The 16,478-nt window shown below is 48.4% G+C and carries 15 protein-coding genes; 10 read left to right on the top strand and 5 right to left on the bottom strand.

What is annotated here, in order from left to right:
- Positions 1–130 precede the first annotated feature (130 nt).
- The 5 genes from TH61_RS08170 (at position 131) to hemN (ending at position 6,395) form a co-directional block, all read left to right on the top strand.
- Positions 131–1,768 (top strand): S41 family peptidase, encoded by a 1,638-nt coding sequence (locus tag TH61_RS08170; protein ID WP_066508154.1) that lies wholly within the window; start codon positions 131–133, stop codon positions 1,766–1,768.
- 168 nt (positions 1,769–1,936) lie between these two features.
- Positions 1,937–3,136, top strand: coding sequence for a homogentisate 1,2-dioxygenase (locus tag TH61_RS08175; RefSeq protein ID WP_066508156.1), 1,200 nt, complete (start codon positions 1,937–1,939; stop codon positions 3,134–3,136).
- 123 nt (positions 3,137–3,259) lie between these two features.
- Positions 3,260–4,120, top strand: a complete 861-nt coding sequence (locus TH61_RS08180) for a toxin-antitoxin system YwqK family antitoxin (RefSeq protein WP_066508157.1) — start codon at positions 3,260–3,262, stop codon at positions 4,118–4,120.
- A 454-nt stretch (positions 4,121–4,574) separates the two neighbouring features.
- Positions 4,575–4,835, top strand: coding sequence for a hypothetical protein (locus TH61_RS08185; RefSeq protein ID WP_066508158.1), 261 nt, complete (start codon positions 4,575–4,577; stop codon positions 4,833–4,835).
- A gap of 186 nt (positions 4,836–5,021) precedes the next feature.
- Entirely contained in the window at positions 5,022–6,395 is a 1,374-nt protein-coding gene (hemN, locus tag TH61_RS08190; protein ID WP_066508159.1) for an oxygen-independent coproporphyrinogen III oxidase, read from the top strand.
- Positions 6,396–6,488: 93 nt separating this feature from the next.
- On the opposite strand, the gene TH61_RS08195 is transcribed toward hemN, so the two are convergent.
- The 3 genes from TH61_RS08195 to TH61_RS08205 all read right to left on the bottom strand — a co-directional run bounded on the left by TH61_RS08195 (position 6,489) and on the right by TH61_RS08205 (position 8,566).
- Positions 6,489–7,016, bottom strand: a complete 528-nt coding sequence (locus TH61_RS08195) for a CopD family protein (protein ID WP_066508161.1) — start codon at positions 7,014–7,016, stop codon at positions 6,489–6,491.
- Between the two features lie 134 nt (positions 7,017–7,150).
- The gene (locus TH61_RS08200) at positions 7,151–7,762 is read right to left on the bottom strand and encodes a hypothetical protein (RefSeq protein ID WP_066508163.1); all 612 of its coding nucleotides are present in this window, start codon (positions 7,760–7,762) and stop codon (positions 7,151–7,153) included.
- Between the two features lie 3 nt (positions 7,763–7,765).
- The gene (locus TH61_RS08205; RefSeq protein ID WP_197464119.1) at positions 7,766–8,566 is read right to left on the bottom strand and encodes a metallophosphoesterase; all 801 of its coding nucleotides are present in this window, start codon (positions 8,564–8,566) and stop codon (positions 7,766–7,768) included.
- Between the two features lie 253 nt (positions 8,567–8,819).
- Here TH61_RS08205 and TH61_RS08210 point away from each other — a divergent pair, with 253 nt between their 5' ends.
- Complete coding sequence (locus TH61_RS08210; protein ID WP_157600656.1) at positions 8,820–9,224, top strand: hypothetical protein; 405 nt, start codon at positions 8,820–8,822, stop codon at positions 9,222–9,224.
- Between the two features lie 60 nt (positions 9,225–9,284).
- Complete coding sequence (locus TH61_RS08215) at positions 9,285–12,155, top strand: FlgD immunoglobulin-like domain containing protein (RefSeq protein WP_066508172.1); 2,871 nt, start codon at positions 9,285–9,287, stop codon at positions 12,153–12,155.
- 106 nt (positions 12,156–12,261) lie between these two features.
- On the opposite strand, the gene hemB is transcribed toward TH61_RS08215, so the two are convergent.
- Together hemB and rocD are read right to left on the bottom strand one after the other, a co-directional pair.
- Entirely contained in the window at positions 12,262–13,242 is a 981-nt protein-coding gene (gene hemB / locus TH61_RS08220; RefSeq protein ID WP_066508174.1) for a porphobilinogen synthase, read from the bottom strand.
- Between the two features lie 301 nt (positions 13,243–13,543).
- Positions 13,544–14,785, bottom strand: a complete 1,242-nt coding sequence (gene rocD / locus TH61_RS08225) for an ornithine--oxo-acid transaminase (RefSeq protein WP_066508176.1) — start codon at positions 14,783–14,785, stop codon at positions 13,544–13,546.
- 259 nt (positions 14,786–15,044) lie between these two features.
- On the opposite strand from rocD, the gene TH61_RS08230 reads away from it, so the two are divergent.
- The 3 genes from TH61_RS08230 (at position 15,045) to rpmB (ending at position 16,471) form a co-directional block, all read left to right on the top strand.
- On the top strand, positions 15,045–15,815 hold the full coding sequence (locus TH61_RS08230) for a DUF1835 domain-containing protein (protein ID WP_066508177.1): 771 nt from the start codon (positions 15,045–15,047) through the stop codon (positions 15,813–15,815).
- Between the two features lie 108 nt (positions 15,816–15,923).
- Positions 15,924–16,121, top strand: coding sequence for a DUF5522 domain-containing protein (locus TH61_RS08235; RefSeq protein WP_066508179.1), 198 nt, complete (start codon positions 15,924–15,926; stop codon positions 16,119–16,121).
- A 110-nt stretch (positions 16,122–16,231) separates the two neighbouring features.
- Positions 16,232–16,471 (top strand): 50S ribosomal protein L28, encoded by a 240-nt coding sequence (gene rpmB, locus TH61_RS08240; protein WP_066508180.1) that lies wholly within the window; start codon positions 16,232–16,234, stop codon positions 16,469–16,471.
- Positions 16,472–16,478: the final 7 nt, after the last annotated feature.

The following is a 16,478-nucleotide window of genomic DNA, read 5'->3' on the forward strand; positions in this document are numbered from 1 at the left end:
CAGACGCAACTTTCAAGAGGTGAATTTTGTATTATGAGGGAGGCATCTGGCGGTTTACATCTTTTCTGCTTATCTAGCAATTGTATTTGCGACAGAACATTGCCACCCATTACCTGTTTTACCTTTTACCATGGCTGAAAAGATTAAAAATTCCACTTTCCAAATACGGTTACCGCTCTTTCTAGGCTTGGCGGTGGCATTGGGCGTTTTGCTGGGGGCTACCATTTTCAGGCCCAGCGCCAGCAACCCAGAAGGCACGGCCCGCGGCTACCTTAAGTTCAGGGAGATCCTCAGCTACATAGACCGCGAGTACGTGGACACCGTCAACACCGAGGAGTTGTCTGAGTACGCCATTGCCCAAATGCTGGAAAAGCTGGACCCGCATTCGTCTTATATTCCGGCCAAAGAACTGAGCCTGGCCAAGTCTTACTTAGAAAGCGATTTTGACGGCATTGGCGTGGAGTTTAACATCTTTAGAGACACGCTGTACGTAATTGCGCCCATGAGCGGCGGACCTTCTGAGCAAGTAGGCATTCAGGCCGGTGACAAGATCATCAAAGTAGACAACGAGAGCATGACCGGCGGAAACCTGACCACGGAGAAGGTCTTCGCCAAGCTGCGCGGTCCCCGCAACTCAAAAGTGACCCTGACCATCCTACGCCGCGGCGAGAAAAAACCGATTGCCTTCAACGTGACGCGCCGCAAGATTCCGTCTGTATCTGTAGACGTGGGGTACATGGTAGATGACCAGACCGGATATATCAAAGTGAGCCGCTTCTCTAACGGCACCTATGACGAGTTTAAGCAGAAGCTCACGGGCCTGAAAAAACAAGGCATGAAGCGTCTGGTGCTGGACCTACGGGATAATCCCGGCGGCTACCTGGACCATGCCACGCGCATGGCTGATGAATTTATCTCGGGCACCAAGAAACTAGTGTACACAGACGGCAAAGGCTCTAAATATGATGCTGACTACTACGCCCGCGCCCGCGGCGACTTTGAAAGCGGTGACCTGGTGGTGTTGGTGAACGAAGGCAGCGCTAGTGCCTCAGAGATTCTGGCCGGCGCCCTGCAGGACCATGACCGTGCCCTGATTGTGGGCAGGCGCTCTTTTGGCAAAGGTTTGGTGCAGGTGCCCATCTCTCTGTCAGACGGCGGCGAGTTGCGCTTGACCATCTCCAGGTACTACACGCCTAGCGGTCGTTCCATCCAGAAACCGTACAGCCCAGAGACCTCAGACGACTATGAAAACGAGTTGGAGGAGCGCTACAAGCACGGCGAGTTCTTCAGCCAAGACAGCATCAAGTTTAATGACTCTTTGAAGTACAAGACAGACAAAGGCCGTTTAGTGTATGGCGGCGGCGGGATTATGCCAGACGTGTTCGTGCCGAGGGATACCATGGAGTATACCAACCTGCTGGTAGAACTGTACCGCAAGAACGTACTACGTGAGTATGCCTTGACTTACTACAGAGATCATAAGAAAGAACTGGAGAAAATGCCGTTACCGCAGTTTAAGTCAACCTTTACGGTCACGGACGCCATGGTGCAGAGCATGTTAAAAGACGCCAGTCTGGCCGGGGTAAAAGTAGACTCGAAAGAACTACAGCGCTCTAACAGAGTCATCAAGAACAATTTGAAAGCCTTTGTGGCCAGAAGCATTTATCAGGCTGATGGCTTCTATCCAGTACTCAACGAACTGGATGCTGATTTCCAGAAGGCGCTGAACTCCTTTGGGCAGGCCAGGCAAATTAGTTTAGGAAAATAAGCCAGAAAGCGCAACGGGAAACCAAACCTGTTGCGCTTTTTTGTTTTCTTTACTTTTTAAGCGCGCTCTGTCGTTTTTGGCCTGTTTCCTGGAAACCAAGCCAAAAACGATGCTGTAAACAAGAGTGCATTCACTCATTCCTTCCATCACTCAATCATTCATTTTGTAATGGCATATTATCATAAGCTAGGCACCTTCCCGCATAAACGGCACACGCAGTTCAGGCAGCCCGACGGCAGTCTGTACCATGAGCAGTTGGTGGGTACCCTGGGCTTCAGTGGGGTTTCTTCCTTGCTGTACCACAAGAACCCGCCTACCAAGATTACGCGCATAGATGAACCGGTGCCGTACGCGCCAACCAAGTCCAATGTGCCGCTGGCGCCCTACCATTTGCGTCCCTTCAAAGGCGAATCTACGGGCCAGGACTATTTGAGCGCGCGCAAGACGGTCTTGATGAACAATGACTGCGTGATCTCTATCTGCTTGCCGGTGGAGCGCGAGATGACGTATTTCTACAAGAATGCGCTGGCAGATGAGATTGTGTTTATCCATGAGGGCTCGGGTGAGTTGCTGTCCCAGATGGGCCGCCTGGAGGTACGGGCTGGTGACTACGTAGTCATTCCCAGAACCATCATCCACCAATGGAAGTGGAACGAAGGCCCCGTACGCCTACTCATCACCGAGAGCTTCAGTCCGGTAGAGACGGTGCGCCGCTATAGAAACCACTTCGGGCAGTTGCTGGAACATTCACCGTACTGTGAGCGTGACATTAGAGCGCCGCATGAACTTATCCAGGATGATGCTCCCGGCGATTATCTGGTACAGATCAAAAAGGAAGGCTTCCTGCATCAGTACCATTATGGCTTCTCACCGCTGGATGTGGTGGGCTGGGACGGCTACTTCTATCCGTACGCGTTGTCCATCCATGACTTTGAGCCCATTACCGGCCGCATTCACCAGCCGCCTCCCGTGCACCAGACCTTTGAGACGCAGGGATTTGTGGTGTGCTCCTTCGTGCCGCGTTTGTTTGACTATCATCCATTGGCCATTCCGGCGCCTTACAACCACTCCAACGTAGATTCAGACGAAATCCTGTACTACGTAGAAGGCAACTTCATGAGCCGCAAGGGCGTGGACATCGGGTCGTTTACCATCCACCCAAGCGGCCTGCCGCACGGTCCGCACCCGGGTACGGTAGAGGCCAGCATTGGCAAGAAAGAGACGCATGAACTGGCCGTCATGATTGACACCTTTAAGCCGCTCTATTTAACCAACGAGGCCTTAGAGTTGCTGGACCAGAACTACCCCATGAGCTGGAACCCAGACGTAGCCCCTGCCGCCCCCAGACCCGCAGATATGATGGATTAGCGTTTTCGGCCTGTTTCTATAGAAACAGGCCGAAAACGGATAGAAATCAGAACAGCCTCTCTTGTGAAGGAGAGGCTGTTCTGATTATTAGAGGCACTCCTTTGCCTTAATTAATACTGAAAAGTGAAAGAATTTGTAAATATCCGGACAGTGAATAAGTGGCTTGTTTTACTACTCATGACACTATTTTGCACATCATGCTCAAATAGGGAAGGATATGTGCAGTATGAGTATTATCCAAATGGAGAAATAAAGGCCCAAACAGAAATCCTTAATGGAGAATGGCACGGTAAACGAGTGCGTTTTTATCCTAGTGGCAAAGTGGAGACTATCTCCTACTTTAAAGACGGGCTAAATGAAGGGGAAATGATAGACTATTATGAACATGGGCAAGTTGCGGGTAGGATTATGTATAAGAATAACCTTCTTCAAGGGCCTGCAAAGTATTATTACCCCAATGGTAAATTAGAGGTTGAGGCTCAATATAAAAACGATATAGCAGTTGGGTGGGTAAAGTTCTATAGGGAAGATGGAAGTCTTACGGCAATGGATCACCATGTTGTTAATCTGTATGAGCCAAATGGCAGAAAGGAATTAAGTCAAGTTATCAAATTTGATGAGCTTGGGAGAATTATGAAGGACAGTAGTTATTATGTTAGTGTGAGTAGTAACTGTAATGAGGTTAGATTGAATGACACTTGCTTTCTCACGGTTACATTAGAAAAACCTAAGCTTAAACAAAGTATGCAGTTATTGATAGGTGGTTATGATGAGTTCTTTAAACTAGTTGACCCAAGCCAACAAGACACGATAAAAGGAAAGAATTTTAAAGCAACGTATAGATTTGTTGCCAAGGAGAAAGGGTTAAATGTTATCAGGGGACGAGTTGATGACTTTGAGCAAGAGTATTTTAAAAACACTGATACAGTAGCCGTTAGGCGTGAACGTAGGTTATGCTTCTCTAAAACAATTATAGTCCGGTAAATGGAGCTAACTGAAAACCGCTGCCTAATCAAAAAAAACTAAAACGCTACTGCAGAACAGCCTTTCTTTTACAAGAGAGGCTGTTCTGCAGGAAGACAGCTCAAGCATTTATTAACTTCCATAATCCTGCCAGCGGCTCAGTCAGGCGCTCAACTTACGGGAGACCTCAGTTCTTGCCGTTTTCACCTCCTTCCCAGAAAACAGCATAAAACCGTACGGTTTGGTGTTCGGTTTCATATCATGCTTGTTCATAATCGTACACTTTCACGGCGTGGTTAATTGTGTAAATAATTGATAATCAAGTGTTTTTATAAATTGGCATAGGGCTTGCCAATTGTTACTTGCCTAAAGATTAGGACAGCGTGCAACGGTGAGAGAGAAACACAGTCTTTTACTTGAACACTTGGCCGCTTAACAGGCACCTTGGTTTACACCTTAACAACAGTCTGCGCATATGCGATTCTTTTTACTCTCTTCATTAGTGGTGCTGGGATTGATCAATGTCTGTGTGCCGGTGCAGGTAGAAATCTATGCCAGCCATTGCGCCTTAGACAGAAGTTTGTTGCAGGTGAAAGGTTTTCAGGTGAGAACCGCAGACCTGCCAGAGGCAGAGGAGCAGGAAGACCTTTCAGAAGAACAAGAGAGTTTCGCCCGGAAGGGATTAGAGGCTTTGGCCCGTCCCTGGATGCAGAAATTGAGATGGTTACAAGAATAGCCCAGCCTAAGGGCGAGGTATAAAAATATTTTGGTTGTTTGTGTAGAGCCGGCCCCTTTGGGGCCGTTTCTTATTTTAAGCCAGTCCAAAACTGATAAGAATCAACCTGCGCTATGACGCAAACAGGTCATGGGCGCTAGCCATACGCCAGAACTTTGTATCCACCAACAAAGAATTCCCCAGCGTATGGCCTCTGCTTCTCTGCTTAAAAAATACAACGTACCTGTACCAAGGTATACCAGCTATCCAACGGTTCCTTTCTGGGGCGACCAACTTCCAGCCACCCAAGACTGGCAAGAGGTGCTCTTGCAAACCTTCAAGGCCACCAATCAGCAGGAAGGCATTAGTCTGTACGTGCACCTGCCTTTCTGCGAGAGCCTGTGCACCTACTGTGGCTGTAACAAGCGCATCACCAAAAACCACGGCGTAGAGCCCATCTACCTGAAAGCCGTTTTGCAAGAGTGGGACAAGTACAAAGCACTGTTGCCAGAGAAACCGGTCATCCGGGAGATTCATTTAGGCGGAGGCACACCCACGTTCTTTAGCCCAGAGCATTTAACCCGCTTGATTGAAGCCCTACTAGACGGCGCCGAGGTGCATCCAAACCACGAGTTCAGCTTTGAGGGGCATCCCAACAACACTACCCTTGAGCATTTGCAGGCCTTGTACAACGTGGGCTTCAGGCGGGTGAGTTACGGTGTGCAGGACCTCTCAGAGAAAGTGCAAGTGGCCATTCATAGAATTCAGCCGTTGGCGAATCTGGTGCAAGCCACCCAGCAGGCGCGGGCCATTGGCTACACGTCTATCAACTATGACTTGATCTATGGTCTACCGTTCCAGACGCTGGAAAGCATTGCGCAGACGTTCCAGGAAGTGATTAAACTAAGACCAGACCGAATTGCCTACTATAGCTACGCCCACGTTCCCTGGAAAGAAAAGTCGCAGCGTGCTTACTCAGAAGAAGACCTGCCCAAAGACTCCGATAAACTGGCCCTCTATCAATTAGGAACTCAGCTTTTGTTAGAAGCTGGTTATGAGGATGTGGGCATGGACCATTTCGCGTTCCCACAGGAGGCCTTGTGCGTGGCTCAGAAAGAAGAGCGTCTGCATAGAAACTTCATGGGCTATACCACCAATCAGACCCAACTCATGCTAGGCTTGGGCGTGTCTTCCATCAGTGATTTGGGCATGGGCTACATGCAGAACGTGAAAACCGTGGAGGAATATTACGCCTTGCTAGTCATGGGCGAATGGCCGCAGTTCAAAGGCTACCTGCTCACAGAATTAGACGCCCAGATGCGCCGCCATATCCTGGACATTGCCTGCCACGGCAAAACGACTTGGCTGCATACGGCTTCGCAGGAGTTTGTGAAGGAAAACATTTACCCCGCTTTGCATGTCTTGGCGCAGGATGGACTCATAGAACTTAACCCATTTGGATTGCAGCTGACCGCCTTGGGGAAGAACTTTCTAAGGTCTGTTTGCGCTGCCTTTGACTTGTATTTGAAAGCACCCGCGGCTGGCGCGCCACAGAAACCCATGTTCAGTCAGGCCGTCTAGATTAGTTGAATGTACATTGAAAAGCCGTTTTTGGCTTGTTTCTCAGAAAGCAGGCCAAAAACGGCTTTCGCAATAATTAGTGCAGATGGAGAATTACGCCTTCCGGAGTTTTTTGTAAGCCATGATGGCCAACATGAGTACCACTGAAAGGCCAATGAACCCCACCACGCCCCAGGTGGCATCCAAACCACTCTTCATCACCACCAAGAAGACGATGGCTACTAGAAAAAGAGTGGCTACTTCATTCCAGACCCTTAGTTGGGTGGAGGACTGCTTGATTTCGCCGCGCTGGTGCTGTCTGAAGATGCGGTGACAGTAGAGATGATAGGCGAGCAGACCAACTACAAAACCCAATTTGGCCCACAGCCAACCCGGTATCTGCGGATAGTAATGTAACAAGCTCAATCCCATGATCACCGTCAAAATCGCCGAAGGCCAGGTAATGCCGTACCACAACCGCTTTTGCATCAAGGCAAACTGGGTCTGTAGGATGGATTTTTCGGGCTCTGGTTTCTGGGCAGTCTCTGCGAAGTACACAAACAGGCGCACAATGTAGAACAGGCCGGCAAACCAGGTCACTACAAAGATGATATGAAGGGATTTTAAATACAGAAAGCTCATAGACGCACAGCTTCAGGGAAAGATAGAAAGCCTTCGCAAAAATGGCAGATTGGCGTCAAGAAACCTATCACCTTGGTCAAATGAAAAGTGTTCTTCGTTTTTGGCCTCTTTCCCAGAAAACAGGCCAAAAACGCTTACAGCATGTACCGCAGCCCGAAGGACAGGTTGACAATATCACCCATAGAAATGCCCGAGTTGCGGTATTTGTCCACGAGCATAACGTCACTGGTGCCCAGTTCGGTGTAGAACTCGGCATAATGTGGTTTTTCCTTCCCGGCAAAATCACGGCCAATGGAAGTGCCTACAAACGGCAGGAAGCGCGCGGCGGTAGGCCAGATGTAGTAGCCTTCTGGGTAGCGCTCCGGGAAGAAGTGCTCAAACTGTTCGCCCATGGTGAAGCTCAACCCAGCGCCAACCCTAATCCAGCTAATCTTCACGTCTTTGAACAGCGGCTTGGGATTAGACTGGTAATAGGTGCGCAGCGTAAAGGTGTGGTTGGTGTGCTTGATGTCATAGCCGGGCGTGAACCCGTACATTACTTCCATGTTGGTTCTGTCATGCTTGCCAAAGTCATAGCCTGGGCCGGCAGACAGTAAGCCAATGAGGCCTGCATGCTGCAATACCAGGTAATCTGGTGCATACCATTTGTTTTTGGGTCGGTCTGCTTTGTCTTGGGCGCTTGCCAGAAAAGGAAGCAACAGGAAGATGAAGCCCAGTAAAGACTTAGAGGAATAAGGACGTGTCATGTGCTAGAATTTGATTCGCTCTAAGGTTATAGTGCTGCCTATTACCGTCACTAGCATGTAGCTGCGCTTAATGGCCGCGTCTACGGTTAGGTACGGGATGCCGTCCTTGTACAGGTCTTCCAGGCGGTAATTATGGGTGTGGCCGTGCATGGAAATCTGCACATCATATTGGCGCATGAGGCTGGCGTATTTTTGCTCTTTGTTGGGGTTGGCCTCTGAGTTGTTAGGCGCCATGTGCGAGATAACGAATTTGTTGGGCGTGCCCGGGGCATTCTTCAGTTCCTGCTCCAGCCACGTCACGTCTGGCACCTTGTCATCAAACTCCAGGAAATTGGTGTTCAGGAAAATAAACTTGTTCGGCCCGAAGGTGAAGGAGTAATCAAATGGGCCATACATACGCTGATAGAGTTTCTTGCCCTCGCCTAGGCAGTCATGGTTGCCCACCACCGTCAGGTAGGGTACCTTAAGCTTGGCTAGCGCCTTGTGCATGCGCTCAAACTCATCTGTGAAGGCATAATTGGTCAGGTCGCCGGCGTGCAGCACAAAGGCGATGTCGCGGCGGTTCATGTCCGCTACCATGTCCTCGGTTTCTGAGTAGTAGCCCTGGGTGTCTCCGGTAAAGGCAAAACGCAACGGCGTAGCAGCCGAGTATGAGGCTTCCAGTTCCTTGATTTTATGAAGGTTTTCTTGGGTAAGGTTTTTGTAGTCTATGTTACCAGCGTAGGGGTGGTAGTCTATTAAATCACAAGAGGAGAGCAAGGCTAAAGAAAGCAACCATCCGCAGAGCCGGTAGAGGTGGGGCACACGCATAAAAAATAGAAAAATAATATATAAACAGGCTAGGGGATATAATCTGCGGAATGATGGCAAACAGGCGCTTTTTCTTCTGCCAGATTGTGAACACCTACGCAGAAGGTCAAAAAAGGATATGATAAACTGCTTTAAACCTGTGCATTATCATTATATTTGTTTTCAAGTGGTTTCTATGTGGTTGCTAAAGAGGGTATTGGTTTCTTTTACTTTGCTGCTTTTTCTTCTGGGAACCAGCTGCCAACGCATGGACAAACCCCAAGACGGTACCACTACAACAGCAGGCAAAAGCTTAGGCGCTTCTGCGGCCAGACCAGCCTTGCCAGACCAAGAGCCCATAGCTCCCGGACAAGTGCATGTTCTATTGCAAGTGGTCAAGGTGCTCCCTGTTTTGGATAAATCTGATACTGGCCCCTGCGGACAATCCCCCTGCCGCGCAGAGGTACTAGTAGAAAAAATCATTGGCTATGGCGCGGCTTTTACCGCCAGCATAGCCGAAGGACAACGGTTAACGGTGCATTTTCCTATGACTCTGCAAGCGTCTCATGAGAGGCCAGCTGTGACCGTAGGAAAAAAATTGGACGCAAAGATTAGTCAACCTGGTTTAGAGGGAACTGCCTTTGTGATGCATGAGTTTAGCATACATCCATAAATTGTACCGCATACCTTTTACTACCAAGCTTAAAACAAACAAAACCTCTATTCTTATTGCATGAAAATTACGCATCAGCAACGGCAGTTTGGAATGTCCAGTGCCTTGCTACTTCTCTTCGGAGCCATTCTTTGCATGGCTTCTTTCTTGCCCGGGCCATTATACCCTTCAAACTTCTCTTCTAAAAAAGGTGCTGAGAAAATTGTTGTTGACGCCAGAGGAGCTAGACTACACAAAAATAAGTCAATAGGAACAAAGGATGATCCTAATGCACGTGATAATTATGAGTTTGAGCGCTTAAAAGATCCAAATACAGGTAAAATTCCTGAGAACATTAGAGAGCGAGAATTGGCTTTCTCTTCGCGTATTCCTACAGCAGAACAGATTTTGCGCCAGAAAAGCCCATTTACTAAGATGGCTTCGGCTAATTGGAGCCATCGGGGGCCATATAATGTGGGTGGGCGTACACGTGCGTTTGCGTTTGACGTCTCTAATGAGAATGTGCTATTGGCTGGCGGAGTGTCCGGTGGCATGTGGCGCAGTACTAACGGAGGCACTACTTGGTCAAAAACCACAGACCCCAATCAGCTTCACAGTGTCACTACAGTTGCACAAGATAAGAGACCGGGAAAGACAAACGTGTGGTACTATGGCTCTGGTGAGATATTAGGAAACTCGGCAAGCAAATCAGGGGCAAGTTATTATGGGAACGGAATTTTTAAATCTGTTGACAATGGCGCGACTTGGAATCCATTGTCCTCCACCCAGACCACTGTTACTACCACCTTCAATAACGCTTTTGAATATACTTATAGAGTAGCTACTAACCCTGCAAACTCAACACAGGATGAGGTACTAGCCGCCATTTATGGGGGGATTCGTAGGTCAGTAAATGGAGGAGTAAATTGGACGCCTGTATTAGGATTTGGGGCAAATATTCCTTCTTCTGGTAACGCTCCTTATTTTGCAGACCTTGATATAAGTTCTACCGGTGTAATGTATGCCGGTCTCAGTCAATTGTCTGGCTCATTGGGGACAGCTACGGAAAAAGGAGCCTTTAGGTCAACAAACGGCACTACATGGACAAATATCACACCAGCTTCTTGGCCTGCTATTTATGAGCGTATTGTGATGGACATTTCTCCATCTAATGAAAACATTGTTTATTATTTTGTCTATTCAGAGAATTCTTCTGGAGCAGAAACTCCCAATCTATGGAAATATGAGTACTTGTCTGGAGATGGGTCTGGCGCAGGAGGAACTTGGACTAACCTGAGTGCTAATATTCCTATGCTTGGCGGTAAATCTGGCAATTTAGATTTACAAGGCGGTTATAACATGGTAGTAAAAGTGAAGCCAGATAACTCTAATGTGGTGATTCTAGGGGGAACAAATCTTTATATATCTACTAATGGATTCACGTCTACCTCCACCACCAAAAAAATAGGAGGATATGTTGCTGATAATTTAAGTTACAATCTATATCCTGCCCACCATCCAGATCAACATGAGGTTTCATTTTCTTTGACTAACCCAAGAGTTGTTTACTCTGCGCATGATGGTGGTATAAGTAAAACAACCAATGTGTTAGCAAGTCAAGTAGAATGGACGTCACTTAACCGTGGTTACTTAACTACTCAGTTCTACACAGTAGCCATGGACTTAAACTCCATTGACAACTTTATAGTTGGTGGAATGCAAGACAATGGAAGTTGGTACGTAGAAGAGAGAAGTGAAACACAGCCTTGGCAGGAGGCTTTTGGAGGTGATGGAGCATTTGCTGCGGTTACAGAGCATTCCTTGTTAGTGTCTGCCCAAAACGCTATTATCTATAGATTTATCTTTAACCAAGATGGATATACAGGCGAATATAGCCGCATTAATCCGCCAAAGGCAAAAGGGTATTTGTTTATAAATCCGTACAACGTTGACCCTAACAACGAACACACTCTTTATCTTCCTGCAGGAGACACGCTTTGGAGGCATAAGAACATAGATGCGCTTCCTAGAGGTGAGGTGCAAACCACGGTTGGCTGGGATGTAATTGCTGCCTTAAATACTAATGAGGTTATCTCTGCTGTAGGCGTAAGTAAGGTGCCAGCTAATGTGGTTTATTTTGGTACTAGAGCTGGAAAGCTATATAAAATTCAATACGGATTAGGTGTGGCGCCAACAAAAATTGAGATAACAGGATCTAATTTCCCTGCAGGAAACATAGGCTGTATTGCTGTTGATCCTCGTGATGCCAACAAAGTGGTGGCTACTTTCACTAACTACGGGATTGTAAGTTTATTCTATACCACCGATGGAGGAAACTCTTGGACGGCCGTTGCTGGTAACTTAGAAGAGAACCCCAATGGTTCTGGCAGCGGTCCATCTACGCGCTGGGTGAGCATTTTGCCAAGCACTAATGGCAACATTAAATATTTTGTAGGAACTAGTACCGGTTTATATGCCACTTCTAGCTTAGATGGAACCGCTACTAACTGGGTGAGAGAAGGTAATACATCAATCGGACAAGTGCCGGTAGATATGGTTATAAGTAGGACAACAGATGATTTAGTAGTTGTAGGAACACATGGCAATGGGGTTTACAGTGCCCGCTATGACGGTCCATTGGCTGCCGCTGAGGAAGTGGATCTGGCTATTGCGCCAGGTTTAGGACAAAGCTATCCTAACCCGTTTCGGAAGGGCATGACGACAACTATTCCATTTACCTTGACCAAAGCGTCTCAGGTGAACTTGACCTTGTTTGACCTAACCGGGAAAGCGGTGACTACCTTGGTGAATGGCAAATTGACGGCTGGTAGACACACTGCCACTTGGAACGGGAAAGGCAAAGCCGGACAAGAACTAGCTTCTGGCACATATTTGTACCAATTGACTGTAGACGGAAAACGCGAAACCAAACGCGTGGCTTATATCAAATAATCGACACTAAATCAATCAACAAAAAAGGCGGCCTCTGCACAGAAGCCGCCTTTTTTGTTGCTTTCGTTTTTGGCCTGTTTTGGTCAAATCAGGCCAAAAAACGGTTTTATTTTTTCATATATTGAGCAAACTCTTTGGCAAAGTACGTCAAGATGATATCTGCGCCCGCGCGCTTCATGCTCAAGAGGTTCTCCAACATAATCTTTTCGCCGTCAATCCAGCCATTCTGGGCGGCGGCTTTCACCATGGCGTACTCGCCGCTCACGTTGTAGGCCACAATAGGCAGGTGGGAATTGTCGCGTAGCAGTTTAATCACGTCTAGATAAGACAAGGCTGGTTTTACCATCAGATAATCGGCGCCTTCTTGCGTGTCCAGTTCTGCTTCTATCAAGGCTTCGCGGCTGTTGGCGGGATTCATCTGGTAGGTCTTCTTGTCGCCGTGTTTAGGAGCAGACTCCAAGGCGTCTCTGAACGGGCCATAGTAGGCGCTGGCGTACTTGGCGGTGTAGCTCATGATAGACACATTGTAAAAGGCGTGCTTGTCCAACACATTCCTAATGTGGGCCACACGGCCGTCCATCATGTCTGATGGGGCAATGATATCAGCACCGGCTTGAGCCTGAGCTAAAGCCATTTGACCCAGCACTTCCAGAGAAGCGTCGTTGATGATTTCGCCGTTGTCTACCACGCCGTCATGGCCGTCTGAGCTGTACGGGTCCATGGCCACATCGGTGGCTAGGACTACGTCTGGGAACTGGCGCTTGATCTCAGCGATGGTGCGCAGGTAGAGACCTTTTGGATTCTTGCTTTCCAAGGCGAAGCGGTCTTTCTTAGCTTCGGGAATGTTAGGGAATGGCGCGAAGGTCTTGATGCCCAAATCCACGCATTGGCCTACCTCGTCCAGCAATCTGTCCAGCGTGAAACGCGAGATGCCTGGCATGGATGGAATATTCACGGTCTGGTTCTGGCCTTCGGTGACAAAAAGCGGGTAGATGAGATCCTGCGTGCTTACATGGTTCTCCTGTACCAAATTACGGATGACGTCTGATTTACGGTTTCGGCGGGGCCGACGGGTTAAATGGTTCATAGCAGCTTATACGGTTTTGGGCAAGTGGGCCTGTATGGGAGGCGGACTCGCTGCTGATTTAACAAAAGAGCGGTCAAAATAGTGTGCATGACGCGTAAGAATCTGCACTGCCTATTAGCGCTACCCCGCAAAGGTACAGTCCTGCATCTTGGTATGCCACAATTCTTTTATGAAGGAATTTCGGCTTAGATAAAAGAGGGGCGCCGTCGTTTTTGGCTTATTTTCCAGAAAATAGGCTTCAAATGAAAACAGCCGCCTTTTGGGGAGGCGGCTGTTTATGAGTTAGTATGAATGACGAAATTTAGAACTCGGCTAGAGTCTTCTCAATGATATCACAGCACTCATGCAACTGCTCTTCTGTGATGACCAGCGGCGGCGCAAAACGGATGATATCGCCGTGGGTTGGTTTGGCCAATAGGCCGTTGTCCTTCAGTTTAACGCATACATCCCAAGCAGTGCGGCCATCTGCGGTAGGTTGAATGATGACTGCATTCAACAGACCGCGGCCGCGTACCAGCGTCACCAGTTCTGGGTGGCGGTCTTTTAACTCGTTCATGCGGCTTCTAAAGATCTCACCCAGCTTGAAGGCATTCTCCGTTAGTTTTTCGTCTTTGATTACGTCTAGGGCAGCCATGGCCACAGCGCAAGCCAGTGGGTTCCCGCCAAAGGTAGAGCCGTGTTCGCCCGGCTGAATGCTCAGCATGACCTCATCATTGGCCAGGGCCACCGAGATAGGCAACACACCGCCAGAAAGGGCCTTGCCCAGAATCAAGATGTCTGGTTTGGCGTCTTCGTAGTCAGAGGCCAGCATTTTACCGGTACGGCCAATGCCTGTCTGGATTTCGTCTACAATGAACAGGACGTTGTATTTCTTGCACAGTTCGCGGGCTTTGGCCAGATAGCCTTCAGAGGGAACCACCACGCCAGCCTCTCCTTGGATAGGCTCCACCATAAACCCACACACGTGTAGGTTCTCTTGCAAGGCTTGCTCAAGGGCCTCCAGGTTGTCATACGGCACTACTTTGTAACCAGGCATGTACGGCCCAAAACCGGTAGTGCTGCTAGGGTCTGTAGAGAAGGAGATGATACCGGTGGTACGCCCGTGGAAGTTGTGCTCCACCACAATGATCTCTGCCTCATGCGCGGGAATCCCCTTCTGGGTGTAGCCCCACTTGCGCGCCAGTTTCAGAGCGGTTTCTACGGCCTCGGCACCAGAGTTCATCATCAAGACCTTGTCATAGCCAAACAGCTCAGAGAGGTATTTCTCACAGGCGCCCAGTTTGTCATTGTAAAAGGCGCGAGACGTTAAGGTCAGTTGTTGGACTTGCTCCGTCAGGGCGCTAATGATGCGCGGGTGACAGTGGCCCTGGTTCATAGCGCTGTAGGCACTCAGGAAATCATAATAGCGCTTGCCTTCCACATCCCATAAGAAAACACCTTCGCCGCGGTTCAATACAACCGGCAACGGGTGGTAATTGTGGGCACCGTACTTATCTTCCAGTTCAATGGCCTGTTGGCTAGAGGTAATTGACAATGTATCCATATGCTAAAACGTTTACTGTGGTGAAGGACGGCCTCTGTACAAGGAAAGCAATCCAGATTCTATTCTGTACGAAGATTCTTTCTTCGTGATAAAAGTAAAGAAAACTCTTTACTTCAGCCCCTTGGCAACAGGGTAGCATATGAGATTTAGTATATTTAATAAGGAAATAGAAAGAGAACCGCCTCTACTGCAAGCCTGACGTAGCCGTAGAACCTAATGCCGCTGTTTTGATGCCATGTCCTAACTCAACACAACTTCCATGCAATTCCATGTCTTGAATGGTGACAGCCTGGCCGCCACTTTTAAAGAAACCAACCTTTCTGGTGAGGTAATTGTATGCCGCGAAGGCCTTGTAAACGGACCAGTTGCCAGTCAAAACTTGGCTCAGTTCTGGGAAGAAAGAGCCGCTTATCTGGCTGTAACCTTCGGGGCCAAGCGAGAAGAGTATTTTCTGAAAGTAGCGAAGGAACTAGAGAAACTTATCCAGGTGCCTGCCAACGCAGAGGTATGCCTTTGGTTTGAGGACGACCTCTTTTGCCAAGCTAATCTCTGGTTTATCCTCTCACTGCTGGCCACCCGGCAGCAAGCACCACAGGTCTATCGGGTCTTCCCGATAATCAAGGAAGGCGAAGATCATTGGCAGGGATTCGGGCGTTCTTCTGCCAAAAGGCTGGAGCAGGCCTATCAACAGAAAGTGCCGTTCGCGCAGGAGGATGTAAAGCTAGGCAATGACCTCTGGCGGGCGTACCAACAGCAGGAGGCGCGCACCTTGCTGGAGTTGTCAACGAGTACCTCGGCTTGCTTTCACCGTCTGCAGGAAGTGTGTCAGGCGCAGGTAGACCGTGTTTCCAGGGATGGCCATTCCGGTCGGCCTGAACGCGTAGTGAGGGAAATCCTGGCTTCAGGCATTACCCATTTTCCGGAGGTATTCAAGGAGTTCTTCAAAAGAGAAGGTGTTTATGGCTTTGGCGATGTCCAGGTGAAACATCTATATAATGGCCTGAGGCAAGCCGGGGAGTTTGGTAATTAAGTTTACCTGGGCCATTTCGTTTTTGAGCTGTTTTCCAGAAAGTAGCCTGAAAACGAGAGGAGAGATCTACTGCTTTCTGATTGGCAACTTCATTTGTACCTTTGTGGCATGAGACCAAAGCCGCTCCCTTTGCAACCGGGAGACACGTATTTCAATGAGCAGGGCTTGATGGTTTTCACGGAGCAGTACCACCTGCGGCGCGGCTACTGCTGCCAGAGCGGGTGCAAGCACTGCCCGTATGGGTACCAGAAAGAGGCCAAAAAAAAGCCAAATACCCCAAGTAAGGGTGACGGTAAAAGCGGTTAATCTGCTTTTTTAGAACGGATTAAAGAAAAAAGTTTAGCGGGGGCTTTGACATTATCTATCTTTTTGCGGATATTTGCGTCCCTTTTGTAATAAACGATACTAACGATACAATGGCACGAGTTTGTGATTTAACCGGTAAAAGAACGCAGGTAGGTAACCGCGTATCGCACGCCAACAACAAAACAAAGCGTAAGTTTTTCCCGAACTTACAGAAGAAGCGCTTCTACATCCCAGAAGAAGATGCATGGGTGACTTTGAAAGTTTCTACCTCTGCTATCCGTACCATCTCTAAGAACGGTATTGCGGCTGTATTGAAGAAAGCAAAAGACGAAGGATACATCGTTTACTAGTAAGCAT

Source organism: Rufibacter sp. DG15C, from assembly GCF_001577755.1.
Lineage (GTDB): Bacteria > Bacteroidota > Bacteroidia > Cytophagales > Hymenobacteraceae > Nibribacter.

What these genes read in the sequence shown, in the direction of transcription:
- rocD (WP_066508176.1), bottom strand. Translation starts at nt 14,785, where the DNA reads ATGGATACATTGTCAATTACCTCTAGCCAACAGGCCATTGAACTGGAA.
- TH61_RS08215 (WP_066508172.1), top strand. Translation starts at nt 9,285, where the DNA reads ATGAAAATTACGCATCAGCAACGGCAGTTTGGAATGTCCAGTGCCTTG.
- hemN (WP_066508159.1), top strand. Translation starts at nt 5,022, where the DNA reads ATGGCCTCTGCTTCTCTGCTTAAAAAATACAACGTACCTGTACCAAGG.
- TH61_RS08175 (WP_066508156.1), top strand. Translation starts at nt 1,937, where the DNA reads ATGGCATATTATCATAAGCTAGGCACCTTCCCGCATAAACGGCACACG.
- TH61_RS08200 (WP_066508163.1), bottom strand. Translation starts at nt 7,762, where the DNA reads ATGACACGTCCTTATTCCTCTAAGTCTTTACTGGGCTTCATCTTCCTG.
- TH61_RS08210 (WP_157600656.1), top strand. Translation starts at nt 8,820, where the DNA reads ATGGACAAACCCCAAGACGGTACCACTACAACAGCAGGCAAAAGCTTA.
- hemB (WP_066508174.1), bottom strand. Translation starts at nt 13,242, where the DNA reads ATGAACCATTTAACCCGTCGGCCCCGCCGAAACCGTAAATCAGACGTC.
- TH61_RS08230 (WP_066508177.1), top strand. Translation starts at nt 15,045, where the DNA reads ATGCAATTCCATGTCTTGAATGGTGACAGCCTGGCCGCCACTTTTAAA.
- rpmB (WP_066508180.1), top strand. Translation starts at nt 16,232, where the DNA reads ATGGCACGAGTTTGTGATTTAACCGGTAAAAGAACGCAGGTAGGTAAC.
- TH61_RS08170 (WP_066508154.1), top strand. Translation starts at nt 131, where the DNA reads ATGGCTGAAAAGATTAAAAATTCCACTTTCCAAATACGGTTACCGCTC.
- TH61_RS08195 (WP_066508161.1), bottom strand. Translation starts at nt 7,016, where the DNA reads ATGAGCTTTCTGTATTTAAAATCCCTTCATATCATCTTTGTAGTGACC.
- TH61_RS08235 (WP_066508179.1), top strand. Translation starts at nt 15,924, where the DNA reads ATGAGACCAAAGCCGCTCCCTTTGCAACCGGGAGACACGTATTTCAAT.
- TH61_RS08185 (WP_066508158.1), top strand. Translation starts at nt 4,575, where the DNA reads ATGCGATTCTTTTTACTCTCTTCATTAGTGGTGCTGGGATTGATCAAT.